At 47.2% G+C, this 24,960-nt stretch carries 26 protein-coding genes and 1 pseudogene; 22 read left to right on the top strand and 5 right to left on the bottom strand.

The genetic code is table 11. The features are described 5' to 3' along the window. Nucleotides 1-4 precede the first annotated feature (4 nt). From QZ176_RS02795 to QZ176_RS02780, 4 genes are all read left to right on the top strand, one after another. Complete coding sequence (locus QZ176_RS02795; RefSeq protein WP_295151090.1) at nucleotides 5-1,534, top strand: NADH-quinone oxidoreductase subunit M; 1,530 nt, start codon at nucleotides 5-7, stop codon at nucleotides 1,532-1,534. Then, nucleotides 1,524-3,287, top strand: a complete 1,764-nt coding sequence (locus QZ176_RS02790) for an NADH-quinone oxidoreductase subunit N (protein ID WP_295151089.1) — start codon at nucleotides 1,524-1,526, stop codon at nucleotides 3,285-3,287. The genes QZ176_RS02795 and QZ176_RS02790 overlap by 11 nt, the downstream gene beginning before the upstream one ends. 63 nt (nucleotides 3,288-3,350) lie before the next feature. Further along, complete coding sequence (locus QZ176_RS02785) at nucleotides 3,351-3,803, top strand: AAA family ATPase (protein ID WP_295151088.1); 453 nt, start codon at nucleotides 3,351-3,353, stop codon at nucleotides 3,801-3,803. Nucleotides 3,804-3,831: 28 nt separating this feature from the next. Next, nucleotides 3,832-5,175, top strand: a complete 1,344-nt coding sequence (locus QZ176_RS02780; protein ID WP_365951452.1) for an AAA family ATPase — start codon at nucleotides 3,832-3,834, stop codon at nucleotides 5,173-5,175. A gap of 47 nt (nucleotides 5,176-5,222) precedes the next feature. Here the strand turns inward: QZ176_RS02780 and miaA are convergent, their stop codons facing one another. Next, nucleotides 5,223-6,119, bottom strand: a complete 897-nt coding sequence (gene miaA / locus QZ176_RS02775) for a tRNA (adenosine(37)-N6)-dimethylallyltransferase MiaA (RefSeq protein WP_295151087.1) — start codon at nucleotides 6,117-6,119, stop codon at nucleotides 5,223-5,225. Between the two features lie 96 nt (nucleotides 6,120-6,215). Between miaA and mqnP the strand changes: the two genes are divergently transcribed. The 18 genes and pseudogenes from mqnP to trxB all read left to right on the top strand — a co-directional run bounded on the left by mqnP (nucleotide 6,216) and on the right by trxB (nucleotide 19,628). After that, nucleotides 6,216-7,085, top strand: coding sequence for a menaquinone biosynthesis prenyltransferase MqnP (gene mqnP, locus QZ176_RS02770; RefSeq protein WP_295151086.1), 870 nt, complete (start codon nucleotides 6,216-6,218; stop codon nucleotides 7,083-7,085). Nucleotides 7,086-7,094: 9 nt separating this feature from the next. Beyond that, complete coding sequence (locus tag QZ176_RS02765) at nucleotides 7,095-7,454, top strand: hypothetical protein (protein ID WP_295151085.1); 360 nt, start codon at nucleotides 7,095-7,097, stop codon at nucleotides 7,452-7,454. Between the two features lie 80 nt (nucleotides 7,455-7,534). Further along, nucleotides 7,535-8,500 (top strand): GTP 3',8-cyclase MoaA, encoded by a 966-nt coding sequence (gene moaA / locus QZ176_RS02760; RefSeq protein ID WP_295151084.1) that lies wholly within the window; start codon nucleotides 7,535-7,537, stop codon nucleotides 8,498-8,500. Continuing rightward, nucleotides 8,497-8,739 (top strand): annotated as a pseudogene (locus tag QZ176_RS02755) (7-carboxy-7-deazaguanine synthase QueE); the annotation flags it as partial. The gene moaA and the pseudogene QZ176_RS02755, both read left to right, overlap by 4 nt. Then, nucleotides 8,719-9,462 carry a hypothetical protein gene (locus tag QZ176_RS02750; protein WP_365951450.1) on the top strand — a complete coding sequence of 248 codons (744 nt, stop codon included), beginning with the start codon at nucleotides 8,719-8,721 and terminating at the stop codon, nucleotides 9,460-9,462. The pseudogene QZ176_RS02755 and the gene QZ176_RS02750, both read left to right, overlap by 21 nt. Next, the gene (locus QZ176_RS02745) at nucleotides 9,459-10,040 is read left to right on the top strand and encodes a 6-carboxytetrahydropterin synthase (RefSeq protein WP_295151083.1); all 582 of its coding nucleotides are present in this window, start codon (nucleotides 9,459-9,461) and stop codon (nucleotides 10,038-10,040) included. Before QZ176_RS02750 ends, QZ176_RS02745 begins: the two co-directional genes overlap by 4 nt. Further along, entirely contained in the window at nucleotides 10,040-10,261 is a 222-nt protein-coding gene (locus tag QZ176_RS02740; protein ID WP_295151082.1) for a hypothetical protein, read from the top strand. The genes QZ176_RS02745 and QZ176_RS02740 overlap by 1 nt, the downstream gene beginning before the upstream one ends. A 368-nt stretch (nucleotides 10,262-10,629) precedes the next feature. After that, entirely contained in the window at nucleotides 10,630-11,115 is a 486-nt protein-coding gene (locus QZ176_RS02735) for a hypothetical protein (protein ID WP_295151081.1), read from the top strand. After that, nucleotides 11,115-11,771 carry a 16S rRNA (uracil(1498)-N(3))-methyltransferase gene (locus QZ176_RS02730; RefSeq protein ID WP_295151115.1) on the top strand — a complete coding sequence of 219 codons (657 nt, stop codon included), beginning with the start codon at nucleotides 11,115-11,117 and terminating at the stop codon, nucleotides 11,769-11,771. The genes QZ176_RS02735 and QZ176_RS02730 overlap by 1 nt, the downstream gene beginning before the upstream one ends. A gap of 327 nt (nucleotides 11,772-12,098) precedes the next feature. Next, nucleotides 12,099-12,299: a 50S ribosomal protein L31 gene (rpmE, locus tag QZ176_RS02725; RefSeq protein WP_177387662.1), complete on the top strand. Its 201-nt coding sequence runs from the start codon at nucleotides 12,099-12,101 to the stop codon at nucleotides 12,297-12,299. After that, nucleotides 12,300-13,115, top strand: a complete 816-nt coding sequence (gene rsmI, locus QZ176_RS02720) for a 16S rRNA (cytidine(1402)-2'-O)-methyltransferase (RefSeq protein WP_295151080.1) — start codon at nucleotides 12,300-12,302, stop codon at nucleotides 13,113-13,115. Between the two features lie 35 nt (nucleotides 13,116-13,150). Next, on the top strand, nucleotides 13,151-13,852 hold the full coding sequence (gene rlmB, locus QZ176_RS02715; RefSeq protein ID WP_295151079.1) for a 23S rRNA (guanosine(2251)-2'-O)-methyltransferase RlmB: 702 nt from the start codon (nucleotides 13,151-13,153) through the stop codon (nucleotides 13,850-13,852). Continuing rightward, nucleotides 13,824-14,843: a hypothetical protein gene (locus tag QZ176_RS02710; protein ID WP_295151077.1), complete on the top strand. Its 1,020-nt coding sequence runs from the start codon at nucleotides 13,824-13,826 to the stop codon at nucleotides 14,841-14,843. The genes rlmB and QZ176_RS02710 overlap by 29 nt, the downstream gene beginning before the upstream one ends. A gap of 530 nt (nucleotides 14,844-15,373) precedes the next feature. Beyond that, the gene (locus QZ176_RS02705) at nucleotides 15,374-16,579 is read left to right on the top strand and encodes an LL-diaminopimelate aminotransferase (RefSeq protein WP_295151075.1); all 1,206 of its coding nucleotides are present in this window, start codon (nucleotides 15,374-15,376) and stop codon (nucleotides 16,577-16,579) included. Continuing rightward, nucleotides 16,579-17,847, top strand: a complete 1,269-nt coding sequence (locus tag QZ176_RS02700) for a homoserine dehydrogenase (protein ID WP_295151073.1) — start codon at nucleotides 16,579-16,581, stop codon at nucleotides 17,845-17,847. Before QZ176_RS02705 ends, QZ176_RS02700 begins: the two co-directional genes overlap by 1 nt. 2 nt (nucleotides 17,848-17,849) lie before the next feature. Then, nucleotides 17,850-18,188, top strand: a complete 339-nt coding sequence (locus QZ176_RS02695) for a YraN family protein (protein WP_295151071.1) — start codon at nucleotides 17,850-17,852, stop codon at nucleotides 18,186-18,188. Between the two features lie 70 nt (nucleotides 18,189-18,258). Then, nucleotides 18,259-18,573, top strand: coding sequence for a thioredoxin (gene trxA, locus QZ176_RS02690; RefSeq protein ID WP_295151069.1), 315 nt, complete (start codon nucleotides 18,259-18,261; stop codon nucleotides 18,571-18,573). A gap of 110 nt (nucleotides 18,574-18,683) precedes the next feature. Further along, nucleotides 18,684-19,628 (top strand): thioredoxin-disulfide reductase, encoded by a 945-nt coding sequence (gene trxB, locus QZ176_RS02685; protein WP_295151067.1) that lies wholly within the window; start codon nucleotides 18,684-18,686, stop codon nucleotides 19,626-19,628. A 145-nt stretch (nucleotides 19,629-19,773) separates the two neighbouring features. On the opposite strand, the gene QZ176_RS02680 is transcribed toward trxB, so the two are convergent. From QZ176_RS02680 to QZ176_RS02665, 4 genes are all read right to left on the bottom strand, one after another. Then, nucleotides 19,774-20,502, bottom strand: coding sequence for a hypothetical protein (locus tag QZ176_RS02680; protein ID WP_295151065.1), 729 nt, complete (start codon nucleotides 20,500-20,502; stop codon nucleotides 19,774-19,776). A 265-nt stretch (nucleotides 20,503-20,767) separates the two neighbouring features. Next, the gene (locus tag QZ176_RS02675; protein WP_295151063.1) at nucleotides 20,768-23,578 is read right to left on the bottom strand and encodes an MMPL family transporter; all 2,811 of its coding nucleotides are present in this window, start codon (nucleotides 23,576-23,578) and stop codon (nucleotides 20,768-20,770) included. Nucleotides 23,579-23,601: 23 nt separating this feature from the next. After that, nucleotides 23,602-24,186, bottom strand: a complete 585-nt coding sequence (locus QZ176_RS02670) for an ABC transporter substrate-binding protein (protein WP_295151061.1) — start codon at nucleotides 24,184-24,186, stop codon at nucleotides 23,602-23,604. Between the two features lie 2 nt (nucleotides 24,187-24,188). Then, nucleotides 24,189-24,908: a VacJ family lipoprotein gene (locus QZ176_RS02665; protein WP_295151059.1), complete on the bottom strand. Its 720-nt coding sequence runs from the start codon at nucleotides 24,906-24,908 to the stop codon at nucleotides 24,189-24,191. Nucleotides 24,909-24,960: the final 52 nt, after the last annotated feature.

Genomic DNA, 24,960 nt, shown 5'->3' with positions numbered 1-24,960 from the left:
GGGCATGGAATACTTTTTAAGTTTGGTTATATTTTTTCCGGCGGTAGCTGCGGTTTTGGGCTTTTTGATCGACGAAGCGAGCATCAAGACCTACGCCGTTACGATGAGCTTTATAGAGTTCGTGCTTTCGCTCGTTTTGTGGATACTCTACGAGCCGGTGGACGGCATCGCATTTAGCGTGCTGCATCCTTTCATAAGCGAATACGGCATCAACTACTTCATCGGTGTGGACGGAATTTCGCTGTTTTTGGTGATCCTAAGCACGCTGGTTACATTTTTAGCGCTACTTAGTCTAAGCATTAAAGAGCGCGCCAAAAATTTAATTATCTGCATTCTATTTTTAGAGATGACGATGGTGGGCGTTTTCGTGGCGCTAGATGCGATTTTGTTTTACATCTTTTGGGAGCTTTCACTTATTCCGATGCTCTACATCATCGGCGCTTGGGGCAGCGGCAAGAGAATTTACGCTGCGGTAAAATTTTTCATCTACACCTTCCTAGGCTCGATGTTTCTGCTCGTAGGACTCGTAGCGATGAGCTATTTCTATCACGAGGCTACGGGCGAATATAGCTTTAATATCCTAGACTGGCAGAGCCTATCGCTGCCGCTTAGCACGCAAATTCCTCTGTTTTTGGCATTTTCGGTCGCTTTTGCGATCAAGACGCCTTGCTTCCCTTTTCATACCTGGCTTCCGTACGCGCACGGACAGGCTCCTACGATAGGCTCGGTTCTGCTTGCCGCAGTGCTTCTTAAGATGGGCACCTACGGCTTCGTGCGATTTTCGCTGCCGCTATTTCCGGATGCGAGCGTCTATTTTAGCGGGATGATGTGTGCCGTAGCGATCATTATGATCATCTACGCGAGCTTTATCGCCTTTGCGCAGAAGGATATCAAACAGGTAATCGCGTATAGCTCGATCGCGCATATGGGCGTCATAATGCTAGGAATTTTTTCAATGAGCCGCGAAGGAATTAGCGGCGCGGTATTTTTGATGATCAGCCACGGTATCGTAAGCGGCGGGCTTTTTATGCTCGTAGGCTTTTTGTACGACCGCAGGCACACGAAGCTTTTCAGCGAGTTCGGCGGGCTTGCGCGGGTGATGCCGCTTTATGCGTTTTGTTTTTGCGTCGTGCTGTTAGGCTCGATAGGTCTTCCGCTTACGATCGGCTTCGTGGGAGAATTTTTAAGCCTTGCAGGAATTTTTAAAATAAGCTTTAGCTATGCGCTCTTGGGCGGACTCGGCATCATAATGGGCGCGATCTATTCGATGAATCTTTATAAAAAGACCTTCTTCGGCGCTCTTGTGCATGAGGAAAATAAAAAGCTAAGCGATCTAAACAGAACCGAGCTTTGCTCTATCATCCCGATCTGCGTGCTGGTGGTAGCGCTTGGCGTAGCGCCGAATTTGATGCTAAAGAGTATCGAGCCTAGCGTAACGCAAAGCCTTGAGCTGATGTTTAATAAAGCCTCGCAAACCGCGACCCGCGCCTATATGGAAAAAGCAAATTTTAAGGTAAGAAGCGATGCAAAATAATCTTTTAAATTTAGCCTCGATCGCGCCTATGGCGATACTCGGAGGATTTGCCCTACTGATGCTCGCGGTTTCGCTTTTTGCGCGCACGCTATCGTATAAATTTTACGCCGTCATCACGATACTAGCACTAGCTCTTGGCTTCGGGCTCGTTTTTGGATACAACAGCGGCATACGCGGGCTTTTCGACGTGATGCTGGTGGACGGAATCGCGACGCTATCGATGCTTATCATGCTCGCAGGTTCGATATTTTTCATCTTTCTGTCTTTGGGTGCAAGAAGCGCGCACGAGTACCACACTGCGGAGTTTTTCGTGCTGTTTTTATTCGTGCTCGTGGGCTATGAGTTTATGGTCGCGAGCGAAAGCTTAATGATGATTCTCGTGGGGCTTGAGACGGGCTCGCTAGCGCTTTATACGCTAATCGCGCTGCATAATCGCGCCAGATCAATCGAAGCGGCGCTAAAATACTTCATAATGGGTGCGCTGGGATCCGGATTTTTCGCATTCGGCGCGGCGATGTTTTTTCTATCGACGGGCTCTATGGAAATTTCAAACATCGCGCAGATCGCTAAGAGTTCAAATTTACAAACCAGCATCCTACTTTTCGCCGCCTGCTCATTTATGATCGTCTCGATAGGATTTAAGCTCTCGCTGATCCCGTTTCATACCTGGACGCCCGACGTTTACGAGGGCGCGAGCTCGGCTATGGCGGGCTTTATGTCCGTCGTCCCAAAAATCGCGGGCTTTGTCGTGGCGATCAGGCTGTTTGAAGCGCTGGGAAGCATCGGCGTGCAGTGGCTAAACATCGTGCTATACGCCGTAGCGGTGGCTACGATGAGCCTGGCGAACCTCATGGCACTAGTGCAGCGCGACGTCAAGCGGATGTTAGCCTTCAGCTCCGTTTCGCACGCGGGCTTCGTGCTCTGCGCGATCGTGATTGGCTCTACGCAGGCAAACGCGGCGCTTTTCACCTACTGGATCCTATACGCCGTGGCGAATCTCGGGGCGTTTGCATTCATCTGGTGCGTACGGCAAAGGCGCGCGCGCTCGTTAAATTTAAAATTTAAAACCCAAAGCCCCGCTTTAAATTTAAATGCAAACGGCGAGGATGAGGGAAATTTTATCTCAAACGCAAAGCTTTCTTTTTCGCAAAATCACGAGCTAGGTTCTACTAGCAAGTTAAATTTAGGCGAGAACGGACAAAATTTAGCTTGCGGAGAGTGGAGCTTTAAAGCAGGCGAGCAAAATTCCAAAGAAAACGAGTCTGGCGCGGAAGCGACCCTTTTCGGCACTAAAACTTGCGAGCCAGGCGCTAAAATTTGCCCGCAAAGCTCTAAGTTTGCGGCTCGCTTCGAGCATCCGTTTGAGAAATTTGACGGGCTGATCCGCACTCATCCACTTTTTGCGCTATGTGCAGCGATCTTTATGCTATCGCTTGCGGGCATTCCGCCGTTTAGCGTGTTTTGGGGCAAGATGTATCTGCTAAGCGCCGCGGTCAATTCGGGCTACTTCGCTCTCGCCGTCATCATGGCGGTAAATAGCGCGCTCGCGCTGTATTACTACCTGCGCCTTATCGTGCGTATGTTTTTGCACGAGCCGCGGGAGGACGCGGAGCTTGACGGCTCGCTGAGCGCGGTCTCGGTGCAGATAAAATTTGCCGTCGTGCTAGCTAGCGTGGCATGCGTGCTGGCGCCGTTTTTAGTAAAATTCCTAACCGGTGCGGTAAACAATTTCGTCTTTTTAAGCGGGTATTAGAGTTTTAGTGTTGCATAGAGTTGCGCTATAGCGCCATATAAATTTATTATTAAAGGAAATTAAATGAAACTAAAAAGTTTAATATTGAAAAATTTTAGGTCGTATAAAGATGTAAAAATACTTTTTGATAAAAGTATGAATGTTATCATTGGGCAAAATGATGTAGGAAAATCTACTATATTAGAAGCTTTGGATATTTTTCTTGAAGGCGGTACAATAAAAATAGATATGACCGATTTTAGTAAGAATTCTGAAGGTGATACAATTATTATAGGTGCAGAATTTATGGTTGATGGTGAAAAGGAAATTTTAATAGATGCCTCTAATAAAACAAAATTGAGAGATGAACATCTTTTGAATAACGATAACTCTTTAGAGATAGTAAAAGAATTTGAAATCAAAAATGAAAAATTACAAAAGGAAAAAGTATTTATAAAAGCGCAGTATCCGAAGGAATACTCCAATGAGCCTCTAATTAACATGAAAATTACTGACTTAAAAAAAGAAACTACATGAGAAATTTAATGAAGAAGAGGTTAAAGATATAGATAAACGAACTAATGCTGAAATAAGAAAGGCGTTATATGGCAAGGCGAGCAATGAATTCGAAGAAATAAAAATTAATATAACGAAAGAAGATGCCAAAGCCATATGGGAGCAGTTAAAAAAATGGTTGCCTTTATATTTTTTATTTCAGAGCGATAGAGCAAATAAAGATAGCGATGCCGATATACAGAATCCCTTAAAAAGTGCAACAAAAATAGCCGTAGCTAAATTTGAAGAACAATTTAATATGATAAAAAGTCAATTAGAAGAGGAACTAACAAGAATAGGCAACGAGACAATAGATAAAATGAGGGAAATGGGGCTAGAAAATACAAATTCTTTAAAACCCCAAATTAGTAATAAAAGCCTAGATACTTTATTTTCATTTAGTTTGGAAAGCGACAATGGGATTGCCTTAAATAAAAGAGGAAGCGGTTTTAGAAGAATGGTATTATTAAATTATTTCAGGGCCGAAGCCGAAAGAAAGCTAGGTAGTGATGAAAATAAGGACAAGGATATAATTTATGCGATAGAGGAACCGGAAACCGCACAGCATCCAAATCATCAAAAAATGCTTATAGAAGCATTAAAAGAACTATCTTATAAAGATAACTACCAACTTATACTCACAACCCATACTCCAGAAATAGCAAAAATGGTTAGAATAGAAAATCTAATATTGATTAGTAAAGATAATGATATTGCTACTATAGATAATTCTGAGAATAAGCTTAAAGCGATATCCGATACTTTAGGAATTCACCCATTCTTTAAGCATAAAGTTGTAGTTTTTGTTGAAGGAGAAAATGACATAAAATTTTTACTAAATATTAATCAGCACATAGGAGATTTTAAAAATATTATAGATTTAAAAGAAGAACAAATAAGCATAATACCATTGCATGGAGGCAATTTAGAAAACTGGGTAGACAGGAATTATCTTAAAGATTCAAATATAATAGAGTTTCATATATACGATAGCGATTTAAATTCTGGTAGAAATACGAATAAATATCAGGAAGAAATAGATAAAATAAATTCAAGGAAAGATGGGTCATGTGCTATAAAAACTCAAAAAAGAGAAATGGAAAATTACATCCATAAAAGTTTAATTGAGAAGGAATTTGGGATAGACTTATCCGGTATAGCCGATTACAATGTTGAGGATATTCCGTCTTTTATAACAAGTAGGATGCACGAAGCAAAAACAGAAAAGGCAATCAAGGATATTTTAAACGGCAAGCTTTCAAAACAACTCACAAGAGAAATGCTTGAAGAGCTTGATGCTTTTGATGAAATAAAAGGGTGGTTCGAAAAAATAGCGGAGCTAATCAATAAATAAATTGCATAGCGTTTTAAAAATCAAAGAATTTTAAGTAGAGCCAAATGTCAAGTTAAAGTTTTTAAAATTTCATAATATAAGCTTTTGAGCGGCGCCGAAATTTTATCCGCAAACTGCGAGCGGTTGAAGGTACGTTGGCGCTTTGCAAGCTGTACCGTGTGTAGGCTTACGAGCTGCTCGCACTGCGCCCGCGAGATCTGCCCGCGCAAAAGCCGCCCGCACTCCTTTAGCCCGATGCAGCCTAGCGCCCTGCACTCTGCACCATAGCGGGCGAATAAAAACTCCGCCTCCTCTAAAAGCCCGCGCTCAAACATCGCCTTCGTGCGCGCCTCGATGCGCTGCGTAAGCCACTGCTTAGGCGCGTCGATCTCAAAAATTTTAATATCCGAAATCACGGGCGGGGCGGTGTTTTCGCGCAGAAATTTACTCGGCGCCTCGCCGCAAAATTTATAGATGCTTAGCCATTTTTTTAACCGAAAGCTGTCCGCCGCGCTAAATTTCGCGGCAAATTCCGGATCGATCCGCTGCGCTAGGGCGTAAATTTCATCGTTTGAAATTTCGCTTTTAAAATCGGGAACCTTCGGCGCCAGTCCGCTTAGCATCGCCTTTAGATAAAACCCGCTGCCGCCCGTGATTATCAAGGGCGCGCCGCTACGCCCCGCAAAAGCCCGCGCGTAGGCGTATTCTTTGATAAACTCGCCGACGCTGAAGTACTCGTTTGGATAGATTAAATTTACGCCGAAGTGCCTGATCTTGCGCAGCTGCTCCTCGCTTGGCTTGGCGCTTGCGATATCGATTTGCCGGTAAATGCAGAGCGAATCGAGGCTCAAAATCACGGCGCCGGTCTCGCGCGCGATGCTTAGCGCAAGATCGCTTTTGCCGCTTGCGGTGGTGCCGATAATCGCGATCTGCGGGCTTGCGTGCGAGTTTTGATTTTGGCTCAAGGCGTTTCCTTTCGTAAATTTTTCGTTCAAATTATATCAAATTTAGAGCTATTCTTACTTTTTTTTGATACAATGGTGCCCAAAATAAGGGGCGAAATGGCTAAATTTAAAGAAATTTTATCCGACATCAACGAATTAATAGTTTTTAAACACTCGGTTTTTGCGCTGCCGTTTATCTTTACGGCGATGATTACTGCGAGCAAGCTGCAAAACGGCTCGGTATGGTTCGGCTGGAAGTTGCTTTTTTTAGGGATTTTATGCGCGGTGAGCGCGAGAAGCTTCGCAATGGCGCTAAATCGCTACTTGGACGAGGACATAGACCGCGCCAATCCGCGCTGCGCTTCGCGCCCCAGCGTGGACGGACGGATCGGACGCGGGAATTTGCTGCTTTTCATCATTGCAAACGCGGTGGTTTTCGTAGCGGTTTCGGCGTTTATAAATCCTTTGGCGTTTAAGCTTTCGGTGCCGATTTTAGCGGCATTGGGCTGGTATTCGTATTTTAAGCGCTTTAGCGAAACCGCGCATTTAATGCTAGGCTTTTGCCTGGGGCTTGCGCCGATTGCCGGAGCGATCGCCGTTAGCGGCGTAATTCCGCTATGGTCGGTGCTGCTGTGCTTTGGAGTAGTATTTTGGGTAGGCGGCTTTGACGTGTTGTATTCGCTTCAAGATATGGAATTTGACCGCACGGCTGGGCTTTACAGCATTCCTGCGCTTTACGGCGAGGAAGCCTCGATGTTTATCTCCAAAATTTTTCACGCCGTGGCGGTGCTTTTTTGGCTACTGTTTTGCGCGGCGGCAAATTTAGGCTTTTTTGCCTATCTTGGTGTGGCTGCGTGCGCGGCGATCCTGTACTTCGAGCATAAGATCGTGCAGAAAGATTTTAGCAAGATCGATCGTGCGTTTTTCACGCTCAACGGCTATTTGGGCATTGCGTTTTTCGCTTTTATTTTTGTAAATTTATTTTAAGGAACCCCTATGGATCTTAACACTATCATCATTTTAGGACTTTGCGTCGTTATATTTTTGATGTTTTTCGTCATATATTTTAAGGATAAGCAGGCGGATAAAAAATTCGAGCGCTTCGATCAGGTGCTAACCGACGCTATGCAGGAAAACTATCTGCTTAAAAAGAAGGTCGAGGAGCTAAAAGAGATGATCGATTCGGGCGACAAAGTCGCTCCTAATATCGATATAAACGCGATTGCCGACGTAATCGACGAGACGATAGAGCAGAGACTAGATGTAGTGCCTACGATGATCGACGAGCGGGTAGAAAAGCAGATCAGACCGCTTCTGGATCAGCTTAAAGAGCTCATTGGCTCGGTAAGAAAATAGCCGGAGTAATATAAAAATAAAATTTTGCAAAATCGCTTTGTTTTTTATATAATCGCCGCAAATTGATATTAAGGCAAAATATGCTAATTGATAAATTTGGACGAACGATCGATTATTTGCGCATTTCAGTTACGCAGCGGTGCAATTTCAGATGCAGATATTGTATGCCTGCTACGCCGTTTAACTGGGTGCCGCGAGAGAATATTTTAAGCTTTGAGGAGATGTTTTTATTCGTCAAGGTTGCGATCGACGGCGGCGTGAAAAAGATCCGCATAACCGGCGGCGAACCACTGGTGCGAAAGGGGATCGAAGATTTTATAAAGATGATTGCGGATTACGCCCCAGGTATCGATCTTGCGCTTACTACCAACGGATATTATCTTAAAAACTACGCGCGCGCCTTGAAAAATGCGGGGCTAAAGCGCATCAATATGTCGCTTGACTCGCTGCGTCCGGAGCGGGCTAAATTTATAGCTCAGCGCGGCGTGCTTTATAACGTCTTAGAAGGCCTTGATGCCGCGCTTGAAGCGGGACTAAAAGTCAAGCTAAACACCGTCGTGCTAAAGGGGATCAACGACGACGAGCTTATTTATTTGCTGGAATTTGCCCGCGAGAAGGACTGTCAGATTCGCTTCATAGAATTTATGGAAAACACCCATGCCGGCGATCTTACAGGCTTAAAATCAAACGAAATTTTAGATATTTTAAGGCGTAAATTTATCTTTACCGCTCTGCCGAAATTGCAGAGCTCGCCCGCGTCGCTTTACGCGCTAGCAGACGGCTACACCTTCGGTATCATCGATCCGCACAAGCACGATTTTTGCGAGAGTTGCAACCGCATCAGACTAAGCGCCGAGGGGCTTTTGATACCGTGTCTTTACTTCGAAGATGCGCTAAGTATCAAAAAGGCGGTCAAAGAGGGCGACATCGCCGCAGCCGCCGAAATTTTGGCTAAAATTTTAGCGAATAAGCCCGAAAAAAATCGCTGGCAAGCGGATGCTTCGAATGAAATTTCAAGCCGTGCATTTTACGAGACGGGCGGATGAGGCTCGTAGAGAGCTTTTTAAGTATCCAAGGCGAGGGCAAATACGCAGGCAGGCTCGCGTTTTTCTTTCGCTTTGCGGGCTGTAATCTGCGCTGCGAGGGCTTCGGCGGCGAGCGCGTTTCGCCAAAGACCGGCAAGATCTTGCGCGGTTGCGATACGATCCGCGCGGTTTTTACAAATCACTTCGAGCACGAAGAAATTTTAAATCTAGCGCAGCTTTTGAATAAAATTCCAAATTTATCAGGTTCGTCCTGTTTCGCACCTGCTTGCTCTGCACCGGGTTTTTGCGCCGCCGAGTCTTTTTTTGAAAGCGATACGTTAAATTCCACCGCCGCACAAACGCCTCCCTGCCTAAACGGTAACGCAAAAAATTCTTTAAATTTAACGAGCGAAAATTCTTTAAATTTCGCAGTGCAGAATTCCTCAAATTTAAATCCGCAAAGCTCCGCATCACCGCAGAGCACTAAACTTCATCAAAAGCCGATCATCGTTATCACCGGCGGCGAGCCGCTGTTGCATCACAAGGAGGCGCTATTTTACGAGTTCGTCTGCGAGTTGCTCGCACGCGGATACGCGGTGCACTTCGAAACCAACGGCACGATTTTAGTGGATTTTGAAAAATTCCCCGCTTACAAAAGCTGCGTTTTTGCGATCTCGCCTAAGCTCTCAAACTCCGCCGAGCCGCGCGAATGCAGGCTGAGCTTCGCTGCGCTACGAAGCTTAAGGCAAAACGCAAAAGATAGCTTTTACAAGTTTGTGATCTCGCCCGAGTTTGACGCGCAGCCCGAGATCGCCGAAATTTTAGCGGCGTGCGGCGGCGAGGTTTATTGTATGCCGCGCGGCGCAGATCGTCGCGAGCTGGAAAGCGCCGCGCAATTTTGCGTGGATTTTTGCCTAAAAAACGGCTATAATTACTCCGATCGCCTGCACATTAGAATTTGGGGCGAGAAGGACGGGGTATGATAATTAGGAAATTATACGAATTCGAAAACGCTCACATCGTGCGCCTGTGCGGTTCGAAGCGGTGTCGCACGAGCATCCACGGTCACTCCTACAGATGTGAAATTTTGCTTAGCTCAAATTTTTTGGATGAAGCGGGGATGGTATATGACTTCGGCTACATGAAGCTCGGTATCCGCGAGCTTATCGATAGTTTTGACCACGCCGTGACGATCTACGCGCGTGATGATACGAGCTATATCGCGGATCTTAAAAAACACAGCGCGCGCTGGGTGCAGATACCGCTAAATCCGAGCGCGGAGCAGTTTTGTAGAATTTTTTTCGTTCTAATCGACCGACTTTTGAGCCTAACTCAGATGCAAAACGGCGAGCGCGAAGTAAAGCTTCACAGCGTCATCGTACACGAAACCGCGACCGGCTATGCGCAGTGCTTCCGCGAGGATGCCTACAACGCGCAGATGGGCGAGATCGCGCTGGAAGAGATAGAATTCTCGCCAGCCGTGCGCGAGGAGTGGAGGCAGCCGGAGCTTTGGCAAAAGCTGCTGCGCGGCGAAAAAATCATCTATCCAAAGGATTGCTGATGAGAAATTTCTTTAAATTTGGCTCGGGGTTTATGCGCGTTTTTGCTGCGTGCGCGATCTTTGTTTGCGCGCTTGCTTTGGGCGGCTGCGATGACGAGAAAAAGGACACCTTGCAAAAGCCGCCGGTAGATAGCGAGGTGCCGAAGGATGTACCCATCGCGCCTAGCGAGCCTAAAGTCGATATAAACGCCGATATGCCGCCGCTTCCGGTGACCGAATAGGACGGAGCGTTGAAAAATCCGCGGCTAAATTTGAAAATTTTTAAAATTTGCATAGTTCGTATGCGGCGTGCGAGCGCGATTTCGGTGTCTTTTTTGCCCGTACGATCTGCGCAGAGAAATTCTAAATTTTTATCCACAAAATTTCATTCTTGGCGCGAGAGATACGGCGCGAAATCGGGGTTGAACGCGCACGCGGTAAATTTTGGCGCAATAAATAGCCGCGGCTGCTTTGAAGGGTTTTTAAAATTTCAAAGGCGCGGAGTAGGTCTGTTTGATCCCGCGCCGAAAAAATTTGCGTTAAAATTCGGTCGTTTCGGCTCTAGCCGCGCAAAATTTTATACTGCAAATTTAACTCCCTGGCGGAAGTGATGGATTATCTGTATCAAAGCGCCCTGGGTTTTCATAAATTTTTCGCGCTAGCTGCGGCGATTTTAACGATAATTTATCTGATCTTTACTCAGCTTAAGATCGATACCGCGGCAGCGGAATTTCGCCCTCGCAGTGAGGCTTTAAATTCCGCCGCTTCCGCGCCGCAAGCTGAAAATTTAAAGCAAAAGAGCAGATCTGGGCTTAGATTTCTTAGGCGCATCAGGCTGTTTTTGCCGATCTATTATTCGTGTATCGCGGCGCTGATAATTAGCGGAAGCGTGATGCTGCCGGTGCTGCGTTTTGATCTGAGCTTTAAAATTTACTTTATGGCGGTCGGATCGCTAGCGATGATCGCGCTTAGCGCGGCGTCTTACAAGCGGCTAAAAATCGCGTATCTGAGCCAAAACTTTGCGCCGTATCAGCGCAAAATGCGGGTGATTTTGGGGCTAAGCTTAGCGATAATTTTGATAGCGAGTGTTATTTGATGGTATATTTTTACGATAAGTTTGCAGGCGAACAGAGCCTAGTTTTGCAGAATGATCAGTTTTTGCACCTAAAGGCGAGGCGAGCAAGGGCGGGCGAGCGCATAGACGTGCGAAATCTAAAGGACGGGGCGAGTTATCTATATGAGATCGCCGAAATTTCGCGTAAGGGTGCGGCTCTGAATTTAGTTTTTAAAAGCTCGGTTTTTACGCCGAGCCACGATTTTTGCGTCGCTTGGGCGGTCGTCGAGAGCGCCGTGGTCGAAAAGAGCCTGCCTGCACTAAATGAGATGGGCGTCGGGCGGCTTATTTTGGTATATGCCGATCTGTCGCAGAAAAACGTGCGGCTCGATCTGCAGAGGATGGAGCGGATTTTGATCAACTCGTCGCAGCAATGCGGGCGAAATTCCATCATGCAGATCGAGGTTTTGAGCAGCTCGGACGAGCTCGCGCAAAGGTATGAAAACGTAAGCCTGATCGATTTTGGCGGCAAGAACATCGACATTTTCGGCGGCGACGAGATCGCGTTCGTAGGCCCCGAGGGCGGATTTTCGCCGCGCGAAAGGGAGAAATTTAAAAACGCCTATGCGCTTAATAGCCCTTATATTTTGCGCTCAAACACCGCGCTGATCGCAACTTGCGCGAAGCTGATGTTTTAAACGCTCGGCAAATTTTAAAATTTAAAAGCCGCGCGCTTTAAATTTTGGAATTTAAATTTTGCCTTGCGCGACCCGTTATGTTTATCAGCGGCCTAATGCGCGGCGCGTATTGCTGCGGCATATCTTCGCGCGCTGTATTTGTACGCCGCAGTAAATCAAAATTTTACCCGCAAAGCGGGCTAAATTTTAAAACTTCGCGTCCAAAAAAGCATATTCAAAAAGAAAATCCACGCTTTGCCGAGAGTTTTTTAAAACCCTTTAAATTTGCTTTTTAGATAAAAAAGTTGTATAATCGCAACCTTTTAAAATCATCAAAAAGGATCAAAAATGAAAAAAGATATCCATCCGAACTTTGTCGAAACGACCGTTACCTGCGCTTGCGGAAACACTTTTAAAACGCGCTCGAACAAGCCTGAGATCCGCGTCGATATCTGCTCCAACTGCCATCCGTTTTTCACAGGCAGCGAGAAGATCGTAGATAGCGCGGGCCGCGTCGAGAAATTTAAGCAAAAATACGGAATGAAATAGTTGCTATATCTCATTCCTACGCCGATAGGAAATTTAAGCGATATCTCGAGCCGCGCGCTTGAGGTATTGCAAAGCTGCGAAATCCTAATCTGCGAGGATACGAGGGTTTCAAAAAAACTTCTAAACCTATTATCCGATAAATTTCAAATTTCATTTAAAATTTCACAGTTCTACTCGCTGCACACACACAACGAAGCGGAGTTTTTCGCGAGCTTTGATGCGGCACTTCTGCGCGAAAAAGCTTGCGCATACGTAAGCGATGCCGGCATGCCCTGCATCAGCGATCCGGGGATTGCGCTCGTAAAATTTGCGCAGCGAAGCGGCGTGCCTTACGAGGTGCTTAGCGGCGCAAACGCTCTGCTGCTCGCAGCCGCCGCAAGCGGGCTGGTGGAGAAAGAATTTAGCTTTTTAGGCTTTTTGAACAATGACGGCGCGCAGCGCAAAGCTCAGATTCTAAATTTAATGCAGAGCCCTTATCCGTGCGTACTTTACGAATCTCCAAAGCGCGTGATAAAGCTAATTGAGCAGATCGCGGGGATCGACGCGCAGCGCAAAATTTTTGCAATCAAAGAAGCTACGAAAAAATTTGAAACAAAATTTTTCGGTAGCGCCGCAGAGGTTTTGCTGAGCTTAAACGGCGCAAATTTAAACGGCGAATGGTGCGTCGTGATTGACGGCGCGGGCGAGAAAAGCTTTGAAAAAATCACGCAAGAAGATATTCTTTCGCTTGAGATCGCGCCGAAAATAAAAGCAAAACTACTCTCAAAAATCAGCGGCGAACCCGCCAAAGAAATATATAAAAATTTGATACGCTAAGTCATATTTTAACCGTTTTTCGCTAAAATCCCAAAATGATTATTTACGGCAAGCAGCTGTTTTTGCACCTTTTAAACCGGCATCCGCAGAAATTTATCCGCATCATCCTTGCAAAGGAGTGCGAGAAAGAAATTTTTAAAAAGATCGCCGCGACCGGCGTAAAAATTGAGCGCGCCGATGCGAAAAAAGCTCAAGCCCTCGCTCGCGGCGGCAACCATCAAGGCTTCTTGGCCGAGGTGGAGGAGTTTAGCTTCGGCGATCTTGCTAGCGTCAAAGACGATAAATTCGTGCCGATCCTTTATGGGCTTACCGACGTCGGAAACATCGGCGCGATAATGCGCAGCGCCTATGCTTTGGGTGCAAATAGCGTGATCGTCGTCGCAAATAATCTAAATATGGCGGGCGTAGTGCGCGCTAGCTCGGGCGCGGCGTATGAGCTAAATGTCGTTAAGGCCGCAGACGGGCTTAGCGTGATAAACGAGCTTAAACAAAGCGGCTTTGAAATTTACGCCGCGAGTGCGGACGGAACGAACTTTAAGGAGTTAAAGCTCGGCGCGAAAAACGCACTCGTAATGGGGAACGAAGAAGAGGGGATACCTGCTAGGGCGCTTAAAAAATGCGACTGCGCGGTATCGATAAAGATGCGCGAAGGCTGGGACTCGCTTAACGTAAGCGCGGCATTTGCGATACTATGCGATGGAATTCTAAATGGAAGAAATAGAAGAGAAGTTAAATAATACGGATGAGCAGGCGGAACAAACCGAGAAGCCGGAGCAAACACAGCAGCCAAAAAATAGCGATCTAGATAAATTAAAATCTATGGATTTGATCGAGATAGCGCGCACGACGCGCATCGACGCGCAAAATTTAGAATACATCATCAATAAAGACTTCGAGAAGCTGGCAAATTTTAACGTTAGGGGCTATATTAAAATTTTAGAGCGCGAGTTCGGACTGGATCTATCGGACTGGCTTAGCGAGTTTGAGGTCGCGAAAGAGGGCTTCGCGCCCGTTAAAAAGGCTAAAGTCGAGCAGGTTTATGGTCAAAGGGTCAGCCCTAACAAAAGCGGTAGCGGTTGGCTTATGTGGCTGCTTGCGATGGTGTTAATCATAGGCGCGATCTTTTATTTCGGACTTTATAAAAGCTTCGGCGAATTTTTGGGCTCGCTTTTATGGGAGCAAAACAAAACCACCTATTCTGACGCTCCGATTGTAAACAATACTCAAAAAAAGCTTGAAAACATCGGTATCGACGTCGTTTCGCACAACGCTACAGATGAAAAATTCGCATTAAAGTCAGATGCCAATGCAGCCGCTGCTGCGGATGAAAATTTAAGCTCGCTCAATGCGCTGGACCGCTCTATCAGGATCGAGCGCGCAAGCATTAAGACTGAGGAAAATTCTACCGACGAAAACGCCACGCAAAGCAAACCCGCGACGAGTAAAGATATCGTGCTTAGCCCACGCGGTAAGATGTGGATCGGCATCATCGATCTAAAAAGCGGCAAGAAGCGCGAGATGGTCATTAATGCCCCTTACGTCGTCGCTTCGCAAGGAGATGAGGAGTTGCTAATCTCTACCGGCCACGGGATGTTTGAGCTCGGTAAAGCCGATGGCAACGTAACTTTCAGCGAAAGAAACACTCAAAAATTCCACGTCAAAGATGGCAATATCACTAAAATTTCAGCCGATGAGTTTCTGCGCCTAAACAAGGGCAAGAAGTGGTAAAATCCTCGCTCTCGCGCGGTTTTTCACTCGTAGGACTTCGCCGCCGCCGAGGATAGAATTTTGGCCCGCTGCGGCGAGTGCGACTTAAAATAAACCCACGAGGGTAAATTTAGAGGGTTTTGAACCGCGCCGCCTTAGATAGAATTTTAAGCGGCGCAGGTAAAATTAGCGGTGCGATAAAATTTTAAGCGGTGCGGGCGCTTGCGGTAGCGCGCTAAATTTAAGAGGTGTAGTCCACGGCGCCGTGCAAAACGGAAGCTCTGATCGTTATCGTTTTGATCGGACGTAAATTTAAACAGCGCCGCAAAGGGTCGCGACGCGATAAATTTAAACGATCAACGCCTCCGCGCCCCCCGCGGTTTTAAAATTTTAGCGAGGTAAAAGTTTAAATTGCTTGAGCAATATAAAAAGCGCCGCCGCATCGACGCTAAGGCTTGAAATTTTGCCTCCGTGCGGTACGAGCAGATCGCGCGTTAAGGCGCTAAATTTTAAATAAAGCTTGGAAATTACTTTAAGATAAGAGGTTTGAGATGTTTGACGAAATCCGTTTTTCAAAAATCGAGCGTTTGCCCAATTACGTTTTTGCCGAGGTCAATGCCATAAAAATGGCGGCGCGCAGAGCCGGCGAGGATATAATCGATTTTTCGATGGGCAATCCCGACGGCAGGACGCCGCAGCATATAATCGATAAGCTTTGCGAAAGCGCGCAAAAGGACAAGACGCACGGCTACTCCGTAAGTCAGGGCATCTACAAGCTGCGACTTGCGTGCGCGAATTGGTACAAGCGCAAATACGGCGTGATCTTGGATCCAGAAAGCGAGATCGTCGCGGTGATGGGCTCCAAGGAGGGCTTCGTGCATCTAACTAGCGCGATCGTAAATCCGGGCGATGTCGCGGTGGTGCCCGATCCTGCGTATCCGATCCACACTCAAGCCTTCATCATCGCGGGCGGTAACGTCGTTAAAATCCCGCTTGCCTATGATGAGAATTTAAATTTTAATGAGAACAAATTTTTCATCGATCTGCAAAAAACCTTCGATGAGAGCATTCCGCGCCCAAAATACGTCGTCGTAAATTTCCCGCACAACCCCACCACCGTCGTCGTGCAAAAGAGCTTCTACGAGCGGCTCGTGGCGATGGCGCGGCAGGAGCGGTTTTATATCATCAGCGATATCGCTTACGCAGAGATCGCTTTTGACGATTACAAAACGCCGTCGATCTTTGAGGTTCAGGGTGCGAAAGACGTCGCAGTCGAGGCATACACGCTTTCTAAAACCTACAATATGGCGGGCTGGCGCGTGGGTTTTGTTAGCGGCAACAAAAAGCTCGTAGCCGCGCTTAAAAAGATCAAGTCGTGGTTTGATTACGGCATGTTTACGCCGATCCAAGTAGCCGCCACGATCGCGCTGGACGGGCCGCAGGAGTGCGTAGAGCAGATCCGCGCGAGCTATGAGAAGCGTAGAAATTTTTTGATTGACGCTTTTGCGGACGCAGGCTGGCAGATCGCTAAACCTAGCGCGTCGATGTTTGCGTGGGCGAAATTGCCGCCCGCGGCGGCTCATCTAAGAAGTATGGAGTTTTCCAAGCAGCTTCTTACCAAGGCGCGCGTCGCCGTAAGTCCCGGCGTGGGCTTTGGCGCAGCGGGAGACGATTATGTGCGGATCGCTTTTATCGAAAACGAAAACAGGACTCGCCAGGCCGCTAGAAATATAAAAAAATATTTGAAAGAGATCTGATGAAGGTAGCGATTTTAGGCGTCGGCACCGTAGGTAGCGAAGTTGCAAATATTTTGATCAAAAATAAAGATATCATCCTTGCGCGCGCAGGCGTTAGCATAGAGCCCGTAATCGGGCTCGTGCGCGATACGAGCAAAAAAAGGGGCGTGCAAATTCCTCTTAGCAGCGACGCGCGAAGTATCATCGAGCGCGATGACATCGACGTTTTTGTAGAGCTTATGGGCGGGGTAGAAAAGCCCTACGAGGTCGTAAGTGAAATTTTAAAGCGTAAAAAGGCGGTCGTTACCGCAAATAAGGCGCTTTTGGCTTATCATCGCTACAAGCTCCAGGCTCTAGCGGGCGATACGCCTTTTGGCTTTGAAGCGAGCGTGGCGGGCGGAATTCCGATCATCAAAACCCTACGCGAGGGGCTAAGCGCCAATCGTATCGAAAAAATAATCGGCATCGTAAACGGCACAAGCAACTTTATCCTTACGAATATGATGCAAAAAAACGAGAAATTTGAAGACGCGCTAAAGCGAGCTCAAGAGCTCGGATACGCCGAAGCCGATCCTAGCTTTGATATCGGCGGGTTCGATGCGGCGCATAAGCTCTTGATCTTAGCTAGCATCGCATACGGCGTGCACGGAGATCCTGAAGATATTTTAATCGAGGGGATCGAGGAGATCACGCAGGAGGATATCTATTTTGCGCGCGAATTTGATTTCATAATCAAGCTGCTTGCGGTGGCTAAGCGCGCGTGCGACAACAAAGTCGAGCTGCGCGTCCATCCTGCGCTCATTTCAAAGGATCAAATGCTCTCAAAAGTCGATGGCGTAATGAACGGCGTGAGCATCTACGGAGACTGCGTCGGCGAGAGTATGTATTACGGCCCTGGCGCGGGCGGAAGCGCTACGGCAAGCGCGGTTATAAGCGATCTCATCGACATCGCGCGTGATAACAAAAACCCGATGCTCGGCTATAAAATTTTGCCTAGTGAAAATTTTATGCAAATTCTGCCAAGCGAGCAGATCCGCACGAAGTATTATTTCAGGCTGCGCGTGCGCGATGAGAAGGGCGTGCTCGCGAAGCTCACGAACATTATGAGCTTAAACGATCTTTCGATCGACAGCTTTTTGCAAAAGCCTAAGCTTAAAACGGACGAGGAAGTGACGCTGTTTTTTACGACGCATACGTGCTGCGAGAAGGACATAAAGCGCGCAATAAGCGTGATCGGCGGCGAAAATTTCATCACGCAAAAGCCTTTTATGATCAGGATCGAAAGCTAAAGTTGAGTTTAAAAGAATATCTTTTCGGCTTTGCCTGCGAGGACCGTGCGGTGGAATTTTTGCGCGGCGAAGGGTTTGAAATTTTAAAGCGAAATTTTCGCTGCCGCTTCGGCGAGATCGACATAATCGCGCGCAAAGACGGAATTTTGCACTTTGTAGAGGTGAAGGCTACGAGCGGCGATTATGACGCCGCAGAGCGTGTGACGGACGCCAAGATGGCTAAAATTTTAAAGGCGGCGGAATTTTATCTGATGAGCTGCGATACGGGCGAGCCGTGGCAGATCGACGTCGTGGAAGTTTATACAAAGCAGATAAAATTTATCGCCAACATATCTTTTTAAATTAGAATTTTTATTATTTATTTAAGATAATGAACTATAATCCGCGAAATTTTAACACAAGGAGAACATTATGGGAAAGTATATAGAGCTTACTTCGGAGAATTTCGACGTTACTAAAGAGGGTGTCGCGCTAGTCGATTTTTGGGCGCCTTGGTGCGGACCGTGCCGTATGATCGCCCCGATCATCGAGGAGCTTGCGAACGACTACGAGGGCAAGGCTAAAATTTGCAAAGTAAATACCGATGAGGCGCAGGATTTGGCGGTGCAGTTCGGCGTTCGCTCGATCCCAACGATACTATTTTTCAAAGACGGCGAGCTAAAAGCTCAGCTCATCGGCGCGCAATCTAAGCAGATCATAGCCGACAAGCTAAACTCGCTTCTGTAAATTTTAAAAGGGCGGCTTTCGCCCTTTTTTCTCCTACTTATCGTTTTATTAACTAAATTCGTAAATTTAACGCCCGCGGTTTTACTTAATAAAATAATTAAGGAGAAAAAATGTTAGATTTAGCAATTATCGGCGGCGGTCCTGCGGGGTTAGCGGCGGGGCTTTATGCTACAAGAGGCGGTTTAAAGGACGTCGTGATGTTTGAGATGGGGATGCCCGGCGGGCAGATCACCTCAAGCTCCGAGATGGAAAACTACCCGGGCGTCGCCGCGGTGACTGACGGGATGAGCTTTATGGCGCCTTGGCAGGAGCAGTGCTTCCGCTTCGGCTTAAAGCATGAGATGGTGCGCGTGCTACGCATCTCAAAAGACGGCGATGGAAATTTTACGATCTATCTCGAGGGTGATCAAACGCGCCGCGCTCGTGCTGTTATCGTGGCTATCGGCTCTACTCCGCGTCGCGCGGGGATCGAGGGCGAGGATGAGTTCTTTGGTCGCGGCGTCAGTACCTGCGCGACCTGCGACGGGTTTTTTTATAAGGGCAAAGAGGTTGCCGTCCTCGGCGGCGGCGATACGGCGCTAGAGGAGGCGCTGTATCTGGCTAAAATTTGCTCTAAAGTCTATCTGATCCACCGCCGAGACGAGTTTCGCGCCGCGCCTTCGACAGTGCAAAAGGTGCGCGAAAGTGAGAATATCGAGCTCATCACAAATGCGCTCGTAGAGCAGATCAAGGGCGATGCAAGCGGCGTAACGGGCGTCGTCGTCAAAGATAAAACAAGCGGCGCCACGCGCGAACTGCAGCTGCCTGGGATCTTCGTATTCGTGGGGCTTGACGTGCGAAACGAGGTGTTAAAGAATGAAAGCGGCAAGTTCATCTGCGACGTCACGCCCGGTGGGCAAGTCGCGGTAAATTTAAAGATGCAAACAAGCGTACACGGACTATTTGCGGCGGGCGATATGAGACAGGATGCGCCTAAGCAGGTCGTTTGCGCGGCAGGCGACGGTGCGGTTGCCGCACTTAGCGCGATCGCGTATCTGCAAGGACACGACAAATAAGCTTGTATTCGGCGTAAAATTTCACGGCGCGGCGAGCGAAACTACTCCCGTCGCGTTTTAAAATTTAAAACTTCACATAAAATTTTGATATAAAAAAGCGGCTAAATTTTAAAATTTCATAAAATTTAGCCGCGAGATGAGGCGCTTATTGCCTTTCGTAGAAGCCTGCTATGACATCTTTTGACTTCATTTTATTCACGGGATCTTCTTTGCCATTCGTGATAAGTTTAAATTTATCAGACAGATTTACGCTTTTACCCTCATTTACGATAAAATTTAACTCGATAGCAAGCTTTGATGATCCGCCTTCTTTATGTCCGAAGCTCGCGTCCAACTGCTCTGCGGTTATTTGCGAGTAATAAATGGCTGCTTTTAAGCACTCCATAATAGAGTCTATGTAGATTTCGGTATCGCTTTCTTTCGGTATCTCCCCTTTTAATTTGTCGTCGCAATCGACCGACTTCCATTCCTCCTCAAAAATTCTATTTTGCCTTTGGTTTTTAAGCGTTTCTTGAAATTTAGCTTCGTTTAATTTACAGTGTTCTTTTGCCAGCTTAAGCAAACCTTGCGCGTCGTAAGCCTTGCCCTCATAAAAAGTCATAACCCTTTTTAAAGATGAGTCTAACATCTCTTGTTTATATGATTTAAGCCTATGCTCTACATCCACGTCGCAGACCATCTTAACCGTCTTTAATCCGCCGTTTTCCTCTTTGCTCCAGGTGATATTTTTGCAGATTTTTGAACCCTCGATCGCCGTACCAATATTCATCGATTTGAAATCCGGCAGGGTGTAGTTTTTGACAAGTCCTACATCGTCATCGCCGCATCCTGCAAAAATAAATGCCGCAAGCGCAGCACCTAATGCGTATTTCATACTCGCTCCTTGAAGAAAAGTTAACGAGCAATGCTACCCATCTCTGTTTAATAACGGATAAATTTAGAGCTGAAATTTGAGATAAATTCGCGAAGCGCTAGAGATCAAGAATGCAAAAGTGAAATTTGATGAAAGAATTCGGCGAGAGAGAGAGGGAATCGAACCCCCCGGAAAACGGTCAACCGCCCTCCTATCGGATTTGAAGTCCGCAGACGCCACCAGGTCGCCATCCTCTCCAAATGCGGGAATTATAGCGAGATAAAATTTATTTAGCTTTAAAGAGGCTAAATTTTAAGCCCTTTCGGCTCATTATTAGCGACGGCAGAATTATGAGCGCGCCCAAAAGCAGCAGGCTCATCACTAGACATATCAGTAGCCCGAAGTAGATCGTAGGCCAGAAATTACTCATCATCATTACGCTAAAACCTAAAATGATCGCGAACGACGTATAATACATCGCGTATCCGATACTTGCGTGGCTCGCGCGGATAGCCGCGGCCTCGTCGCCCAGGCGCGCAAACTCGCGCTTGTAGCGATAAATATAGTGGATGACATCGTCTACGCCGATACCGATGCTAATCGCCGCTATCGTAATACTCATGATATCCAGCGGAATGCCTGCAACCCCCATGATGCCGAAGCAGGCGCAAAGAGGGATCAAATTTACGACGATCGCGATAAGTGCGTATGACAGCGAGCGAAAGATGATCACGAAAAGCACGAAAAGCACGAGCACGGTGATACCCAAAGTGCCTATCTGCGAGCTCATCAGGCTTTGAAGCATATTGTTGTAAAGCACCATTATACCGCTGATCTGTGCGCTTGCCTGCTCACCCTCGAGCAAAGAATTTAGCCCGCTTTGCAGATCTTTTAGGAATTTTGCTCTGCGTAAGCGCGGATCGCTGTCTATCGTGCGGACGCTAAAGTGCGCCTCGTTCGCTTCAATATTTACAAAGGGCGAAAGCACCATCTGGCGGTAGTTTTGCGGCAACTCCGAATAGATAAGAGCGAGGCTCAGATCGTCCAGATCGCGCCCTTGATTAATCTGCTTGCCGAGCTTTAAAAGCGACGCAAGCGAGCTTACGTTGCCGATAAACTCGTGCCCCGTGACGTTTTTGTCCTTCAAAAAATCATCTATTTTGCCGATGATACGCATCTTTTCGGAGGTGAACCAATACTGCGGCTTGTTTTCGTTGGCGGCGTATTCGGCTTCGAAATCGCCAAAATCGTCGCTCGTAGTGGAATTTTGTTCTAAAATTGTGGCATGGGTTTGATCTAAATTTACGGCGCCGCTTGGCTGTGCTGCCGCGACGGAGCTTTGCGCGATAAAATTTTGATCATTTAAATTTTGCGCCGCGGCAACGGAACTTTGCGCCGTGGAATTTTCTGCAATAGAATTTTGCGCCGTGACGGTAGAATTCTGTGCGGCGGGATTCTGCGCGGTAAAATTTTGCCCTGCGGGATTAGAATTTTCGCCGCTCTTAAAATTTGCGCTGCCGCTCGCGGAATTTTCACTCTCGCTAGCGGTGGGATCTGCGCCGCCCGCACTTTTAAATTTAACGACGATATCAAGCGGGATCGTTCCGCCGAGATTTGTATCGATGACCTCCATGCCCGCGCGGATGTCGGTGCTTTTTTTGAAGTAGCCGATGAAGCTATTTTCGACGCGCAGCTGCGAGATACCGTATAGTCCAAAGATCACCGCCGCAGCGCATACGCCATAGACCGCGCCTCTGCTGCGTAGCGCCGTTTCGGCGCACCAAAGGGTAAATTTAAAGTGCTGCTCGAAGCTGCGGTTATTGTGCGTGCGCATTAGAAGCGACATAACCGCACCGAATACTCCAAATGCCGTAACTAGCGAGATACTGATGCCTACGCTCATCATAATTCCCAGAGAAATTACGGGTTTTATATCGCAAAAAATTAGCGACATAAAGCCGATAACGGTCGTAAATATTGCGAAAAAGCAGGGTCTTGCGCGCTCGCGCAGCACTGCGTAAACGAGCTGGCGCTGCGAAAATGCGTGAAAGCGCGCGCTAAACTCGCGGTAGGCGACGATTAAGTGGATGCAGACCGAAACCGTGATGATGAGCTGAAGCGCTATGAAATTTGAGCTAATCACCGTGACCTCAAAGCTCAAAAAGCCGAAAAGTCCCGCTGCGAGCACGACCGAATATGCGCAGATGATGAGCGGCAGTAGGATAAATTTAGCCTGTCTAAAAAAGAGCCAAAAGCACGCTAACAGAAGCACCAAGGCGCCGAGTCCGTAGGTCGTTAGATCCGAGCGGACGTAGCCTACCATATCGTCGGCGATCATATTTAGTCCGCCCAAAAATAGCCGATCGCCCGCAAATTCCTTCTCAAAACCCGCGATCAACGCGCGCAAAGCCACAATGTCGCGGTGATCCTTTTCGCGTAGTTCGTCGCGGTAGGATTTGAAATTTTGCTCCGAAGCTTTAAGCGCATCTTTGAGCTGTGAAATTTGGGCATTGGAGCGGTTGCTCTCATGCTCCGCTTGCTCTAGAGCGCTTTTGGCTCCGTCTCTTAGGCGCAAAAGCTCCTCGTAGCGGGTCTGCGGCTTTAAATTTATTAAAATTGCGGTAGTGCGAAAATCGGCGCTTACTAAATTTGACGCGTAAAAGGGGCTAGTGGCAAACTCGCGCCTAGCCGCGGTTAAATTTACGTCCGCGTCGGTAAGGGTGGGTATGTGTTTAAGCAGCTCGCTCATGCCGCCACCTTTATTTAGCAAAAGCGGCACATTCGTAATATCTGTGACGCTAGCGACGAAATCCAGCTTGGAAAAAGCCGCATCCATCTGCTCTATTTTGTGGATCGTCTCGGGCGCTAAAAGATCGCCCGCGGGAGTGTATGCAAGCACCAAGAAATTCGGCGTTTCGTAGCGCTTGGATACTTCGCGCCAAATTTGAAGGTCTTTGTCATTATCTAGTAGAAGCGTCTGGCTCGAAGCGTCGATCTCGAGCTTTGTGGAGTAATATCCGAAAAACAGCGCCAGCACCGTAAACAGCGCAAGCGTGATTTTCGGAAACGCGACGATTAAGCGAAAAATTTTTTTCAAATACCGCTCTTTTAGGCGCGCTGCTATTCGCCGCTATTGATGACGGTGGAATTTAGCCGCTTTATAAGCTCGTCAAAGCCCAAGCTTTGCGTTACGTCGCCAAGCTGCGAGCGGTAGGTCTGAATGAGGCTGACGCCCACGATATCGACGTCGTAGATGCGCCAATCGGCGCCGTTAGGATAAAATTTAAAATCTATGTCGTAGTTTTTCTGCTCGCCGATGACCTGTGTTTTTAGCACGCGGCGCTTATCGCTCGGGCTTTGTTTGCTTAGCACCTTCATATCCTGATCGGTATAAAGCGAAAGCTTTTCGATAAAGGATCGCTTTAGATGCGCCTCGAAAGCTTTATTAAATTCCGCGATCTGCGCAGGGCTAAGGCTCGCGTAATGTTTAGCAAGGGAGAGCTTTGCCATCATCTTGTAATCAAAATAGCCGTCAAAAAGTGCAAAAATTTTTGCAGGCTTTGCGTCTTTCGGGGTACTGCTTCGCATGATGCTTACGGCCTCGGCAACCTTCTGGCTCATCACGGGCTCGATATCCGCATCGCTAATAGCGTGCGCCGAAATCAAAAGCGCTCCGCAAAGCGCTAGAACTTTTAAAATTTTCATTTTTATTCCTTTATTAATTTCTCGCGATTTTGCTCGTAAGCATCGCGTAAAAACGGATATAGATCCACCGCATCTTTGGTCATTTTTTCATAAAATTTCGGATCGCGCGAGTAGTCGTTAAATATTCTAAATCCGTTGACGGAGTTTCGAACGGTGCTGTCTTTAATATAATTTATCGGGTTTGAAAAATAATCTCCGACAAGTCCCGCTGTATCGCGTAGATTGCTTTGTCCCAAAATCGGCCAGACGATGTGCGGACCTGCCGGCACGCCCCAATACCCGAGTGTTTGCCCGAAATCCTCGTCGTGGCGCGAAATCCCGTAGTATTTGCCCGCCATATCGTTAAGTCCGCCGAAGCCGACGGTCGAATTGATCAAAAACCGCTTCGTCTCGTCCCAAGAATTTTCAAATTTACCCTGCAATAGGTTGTTTACGAGCCTCATCGGATATAAAATATTATAGAAAAAATTTGAAAACGCGCCCTGGATCGGATCGGGCATTACGTAATCGTAGCCGCTGGCTACGGGGGTTAATATGTATGAGTAAAATACGTCGTTAAAGCTCGTCATAACGCGGTTATAGCCGCTAAGCGGATCGAAAACCTCGCGCTTGGCAAACTCCTCATCAAAACCATCCGTATCGCTAGGCGCTACGTCTTGCTTCTGTGAGCAACCGCAGAGTGCCAATGCCGCGGCTAAGAATATAAGTTTTATAAATTTCAAATGTGACCCTTCTTTATAAATCAAAGTGGCGATTTTACAAGTTTAAAGAAAT

The sequence above is a fragment of the uncultured Campylobacter sp. genome (assembly GCF_905373215.1).
GTDB lineage: Bacteria > Campylobacterota > Campylobacteria > Campylobacterales > Campylobacteraceae > Campylobacter_B.
The sequence above is the reverse complement of the archived record's forward strand: the minus strand, read 5'-3'. Positions and strand labels throughout refer to the sequence as shown.

Excerpts from the sequence above, each read along its gene's own strand:
- trxB (WP_295151067.1), top strand. The coding sequence starts at position 18,684 with ATGTTAGATTTAGCAATTATCGGCGGCGGTCCTGCGGGGTTAGCGGCG.
- QZ176_RS02790 (WP_295151089.1), top strand. The coding sequence starts at position 1,524 with ATGCAAAATAATCTTTTAAATTTAGCCTCGATCGCGCCTATGGCGATA.
- QZ176_RS02785 (WP_295151088.1), top strand. The coding sequence starts at position 3,351 with ATGAAACTAAAAAGTTTAATATTGAAAAATTTTAGGTCGTATAAAGAT.
- QZ176_RS02735 (WP_295151081.1), top strand. The coding sequence starts at position 10,630 with ATGGATTATCTGTATCAAAGCGCCCTGGGTTTTCATAAATTTTTCGCG.
- QZ176_RS02740 (WP_295151082.1), top strand. The coding sequence starts at position 10,040 with ATGAGAAATTTCTTTAAATTTGGCTCGGGGTTTATGCGCGTTTTTGCT.
- rlmB (WP_295151079.1), top strand. The coding sequence starts at position 13,151 with ATGATTATTTACGGCAAGCAGCTGTTTTTGCACCTTTTAAACCGGCAT.
- QZ176_RS02705 (WP_295151075.1), top strand. The coding sequence starts at position 15,374 with ATGTTTGACGAAATCCGTTTTTCAAAAATCGAGCGTTTGCCCAATTAC.
- QZ176_RS02745 (WP_295151083.1), top strand. The coding sequence starts at position 9,459 with ATGATAATTAGGAAATTATACGAATTCGAAAACGCTCACATCGTGCGC.
- QZ176_RS02700 (WP_295151073.1), top strand. The coding sequence starts at position 16,579 with ATGAAGGTAGCGATTTTAGGCGTCGGCACCGTAGGTAGCGAAGTTGCA.
- QZ176_RS02730 (WP_295151115.1), top strand. The coding sequence starts at position 11,115 with ATGGTATATTTTTACGATAAGTTTGCAGGCGAACAGAGCCTAGTTTTG.
- QZ176_RS02670 (WP_295151061.1), bottom strand. The coding sequence starts at position 24,186 with ATGAAAATTTTAAAAGTTCTAGCGCTTTGCGGAGCGCTTTTGATTTCG.
- mqnP (WP_295151086.1), top strand. The coding sequence starts at position 6,216 with ATGGCTAAATTTAAAGAAATTTTATCCGACATCAACGAATTAATAGTT.
- QZ176_RS02680 (WP_295151065.1), bottom strand. The coding sequence starts at position 20,502 with ATGAAATACGCATTAGGTGCTGCGCTTGCGGCATTTATTTTTGCAGGA.
- moaA (WP_295151084.1), top strand. The coding sequence starts at position 7,535 with ATGCTAATTGATAAATTTGGACGAACGATCGATTATTTGCGCATTTCA.
- QZ176_RS02795 (WP_295151090.1), top strand. The coding sequence starts at position 5 with ATGGAATACTTTTTAAGTTTGGTTATATTTTTTCCGGCGGTAGCTGCG.
- trxA (WP_295151069.1), top strand. The coding sequence starts at position 18,259 with ATGGGAAAGTATATAGAGCTTACTTCGGAGAATTTCGACGTTACTAAA.
- QZ176_RS02765 (WP_295151085.1), top strand. The coding sequence starts at position 7,095 with ATGGATCTTAACACTATCATCATTTTAGGACTTTGCGTCGTTATATTT.
- rpmE (WP_177387662.1), top strand. The coding sequence starts at position 12,099 with ATGAAAAAAGATATCCATCCGAACTTTGTCGAAACGACCGTTACCTGC.
- QZ176_RS02710 (WP_295151077.1), top strand. The coding sequence starts at position 13,824 with ATGGAAGAAATAGAAGAGAAGTTAAATAATACGGATGAGCAGGCGGAA.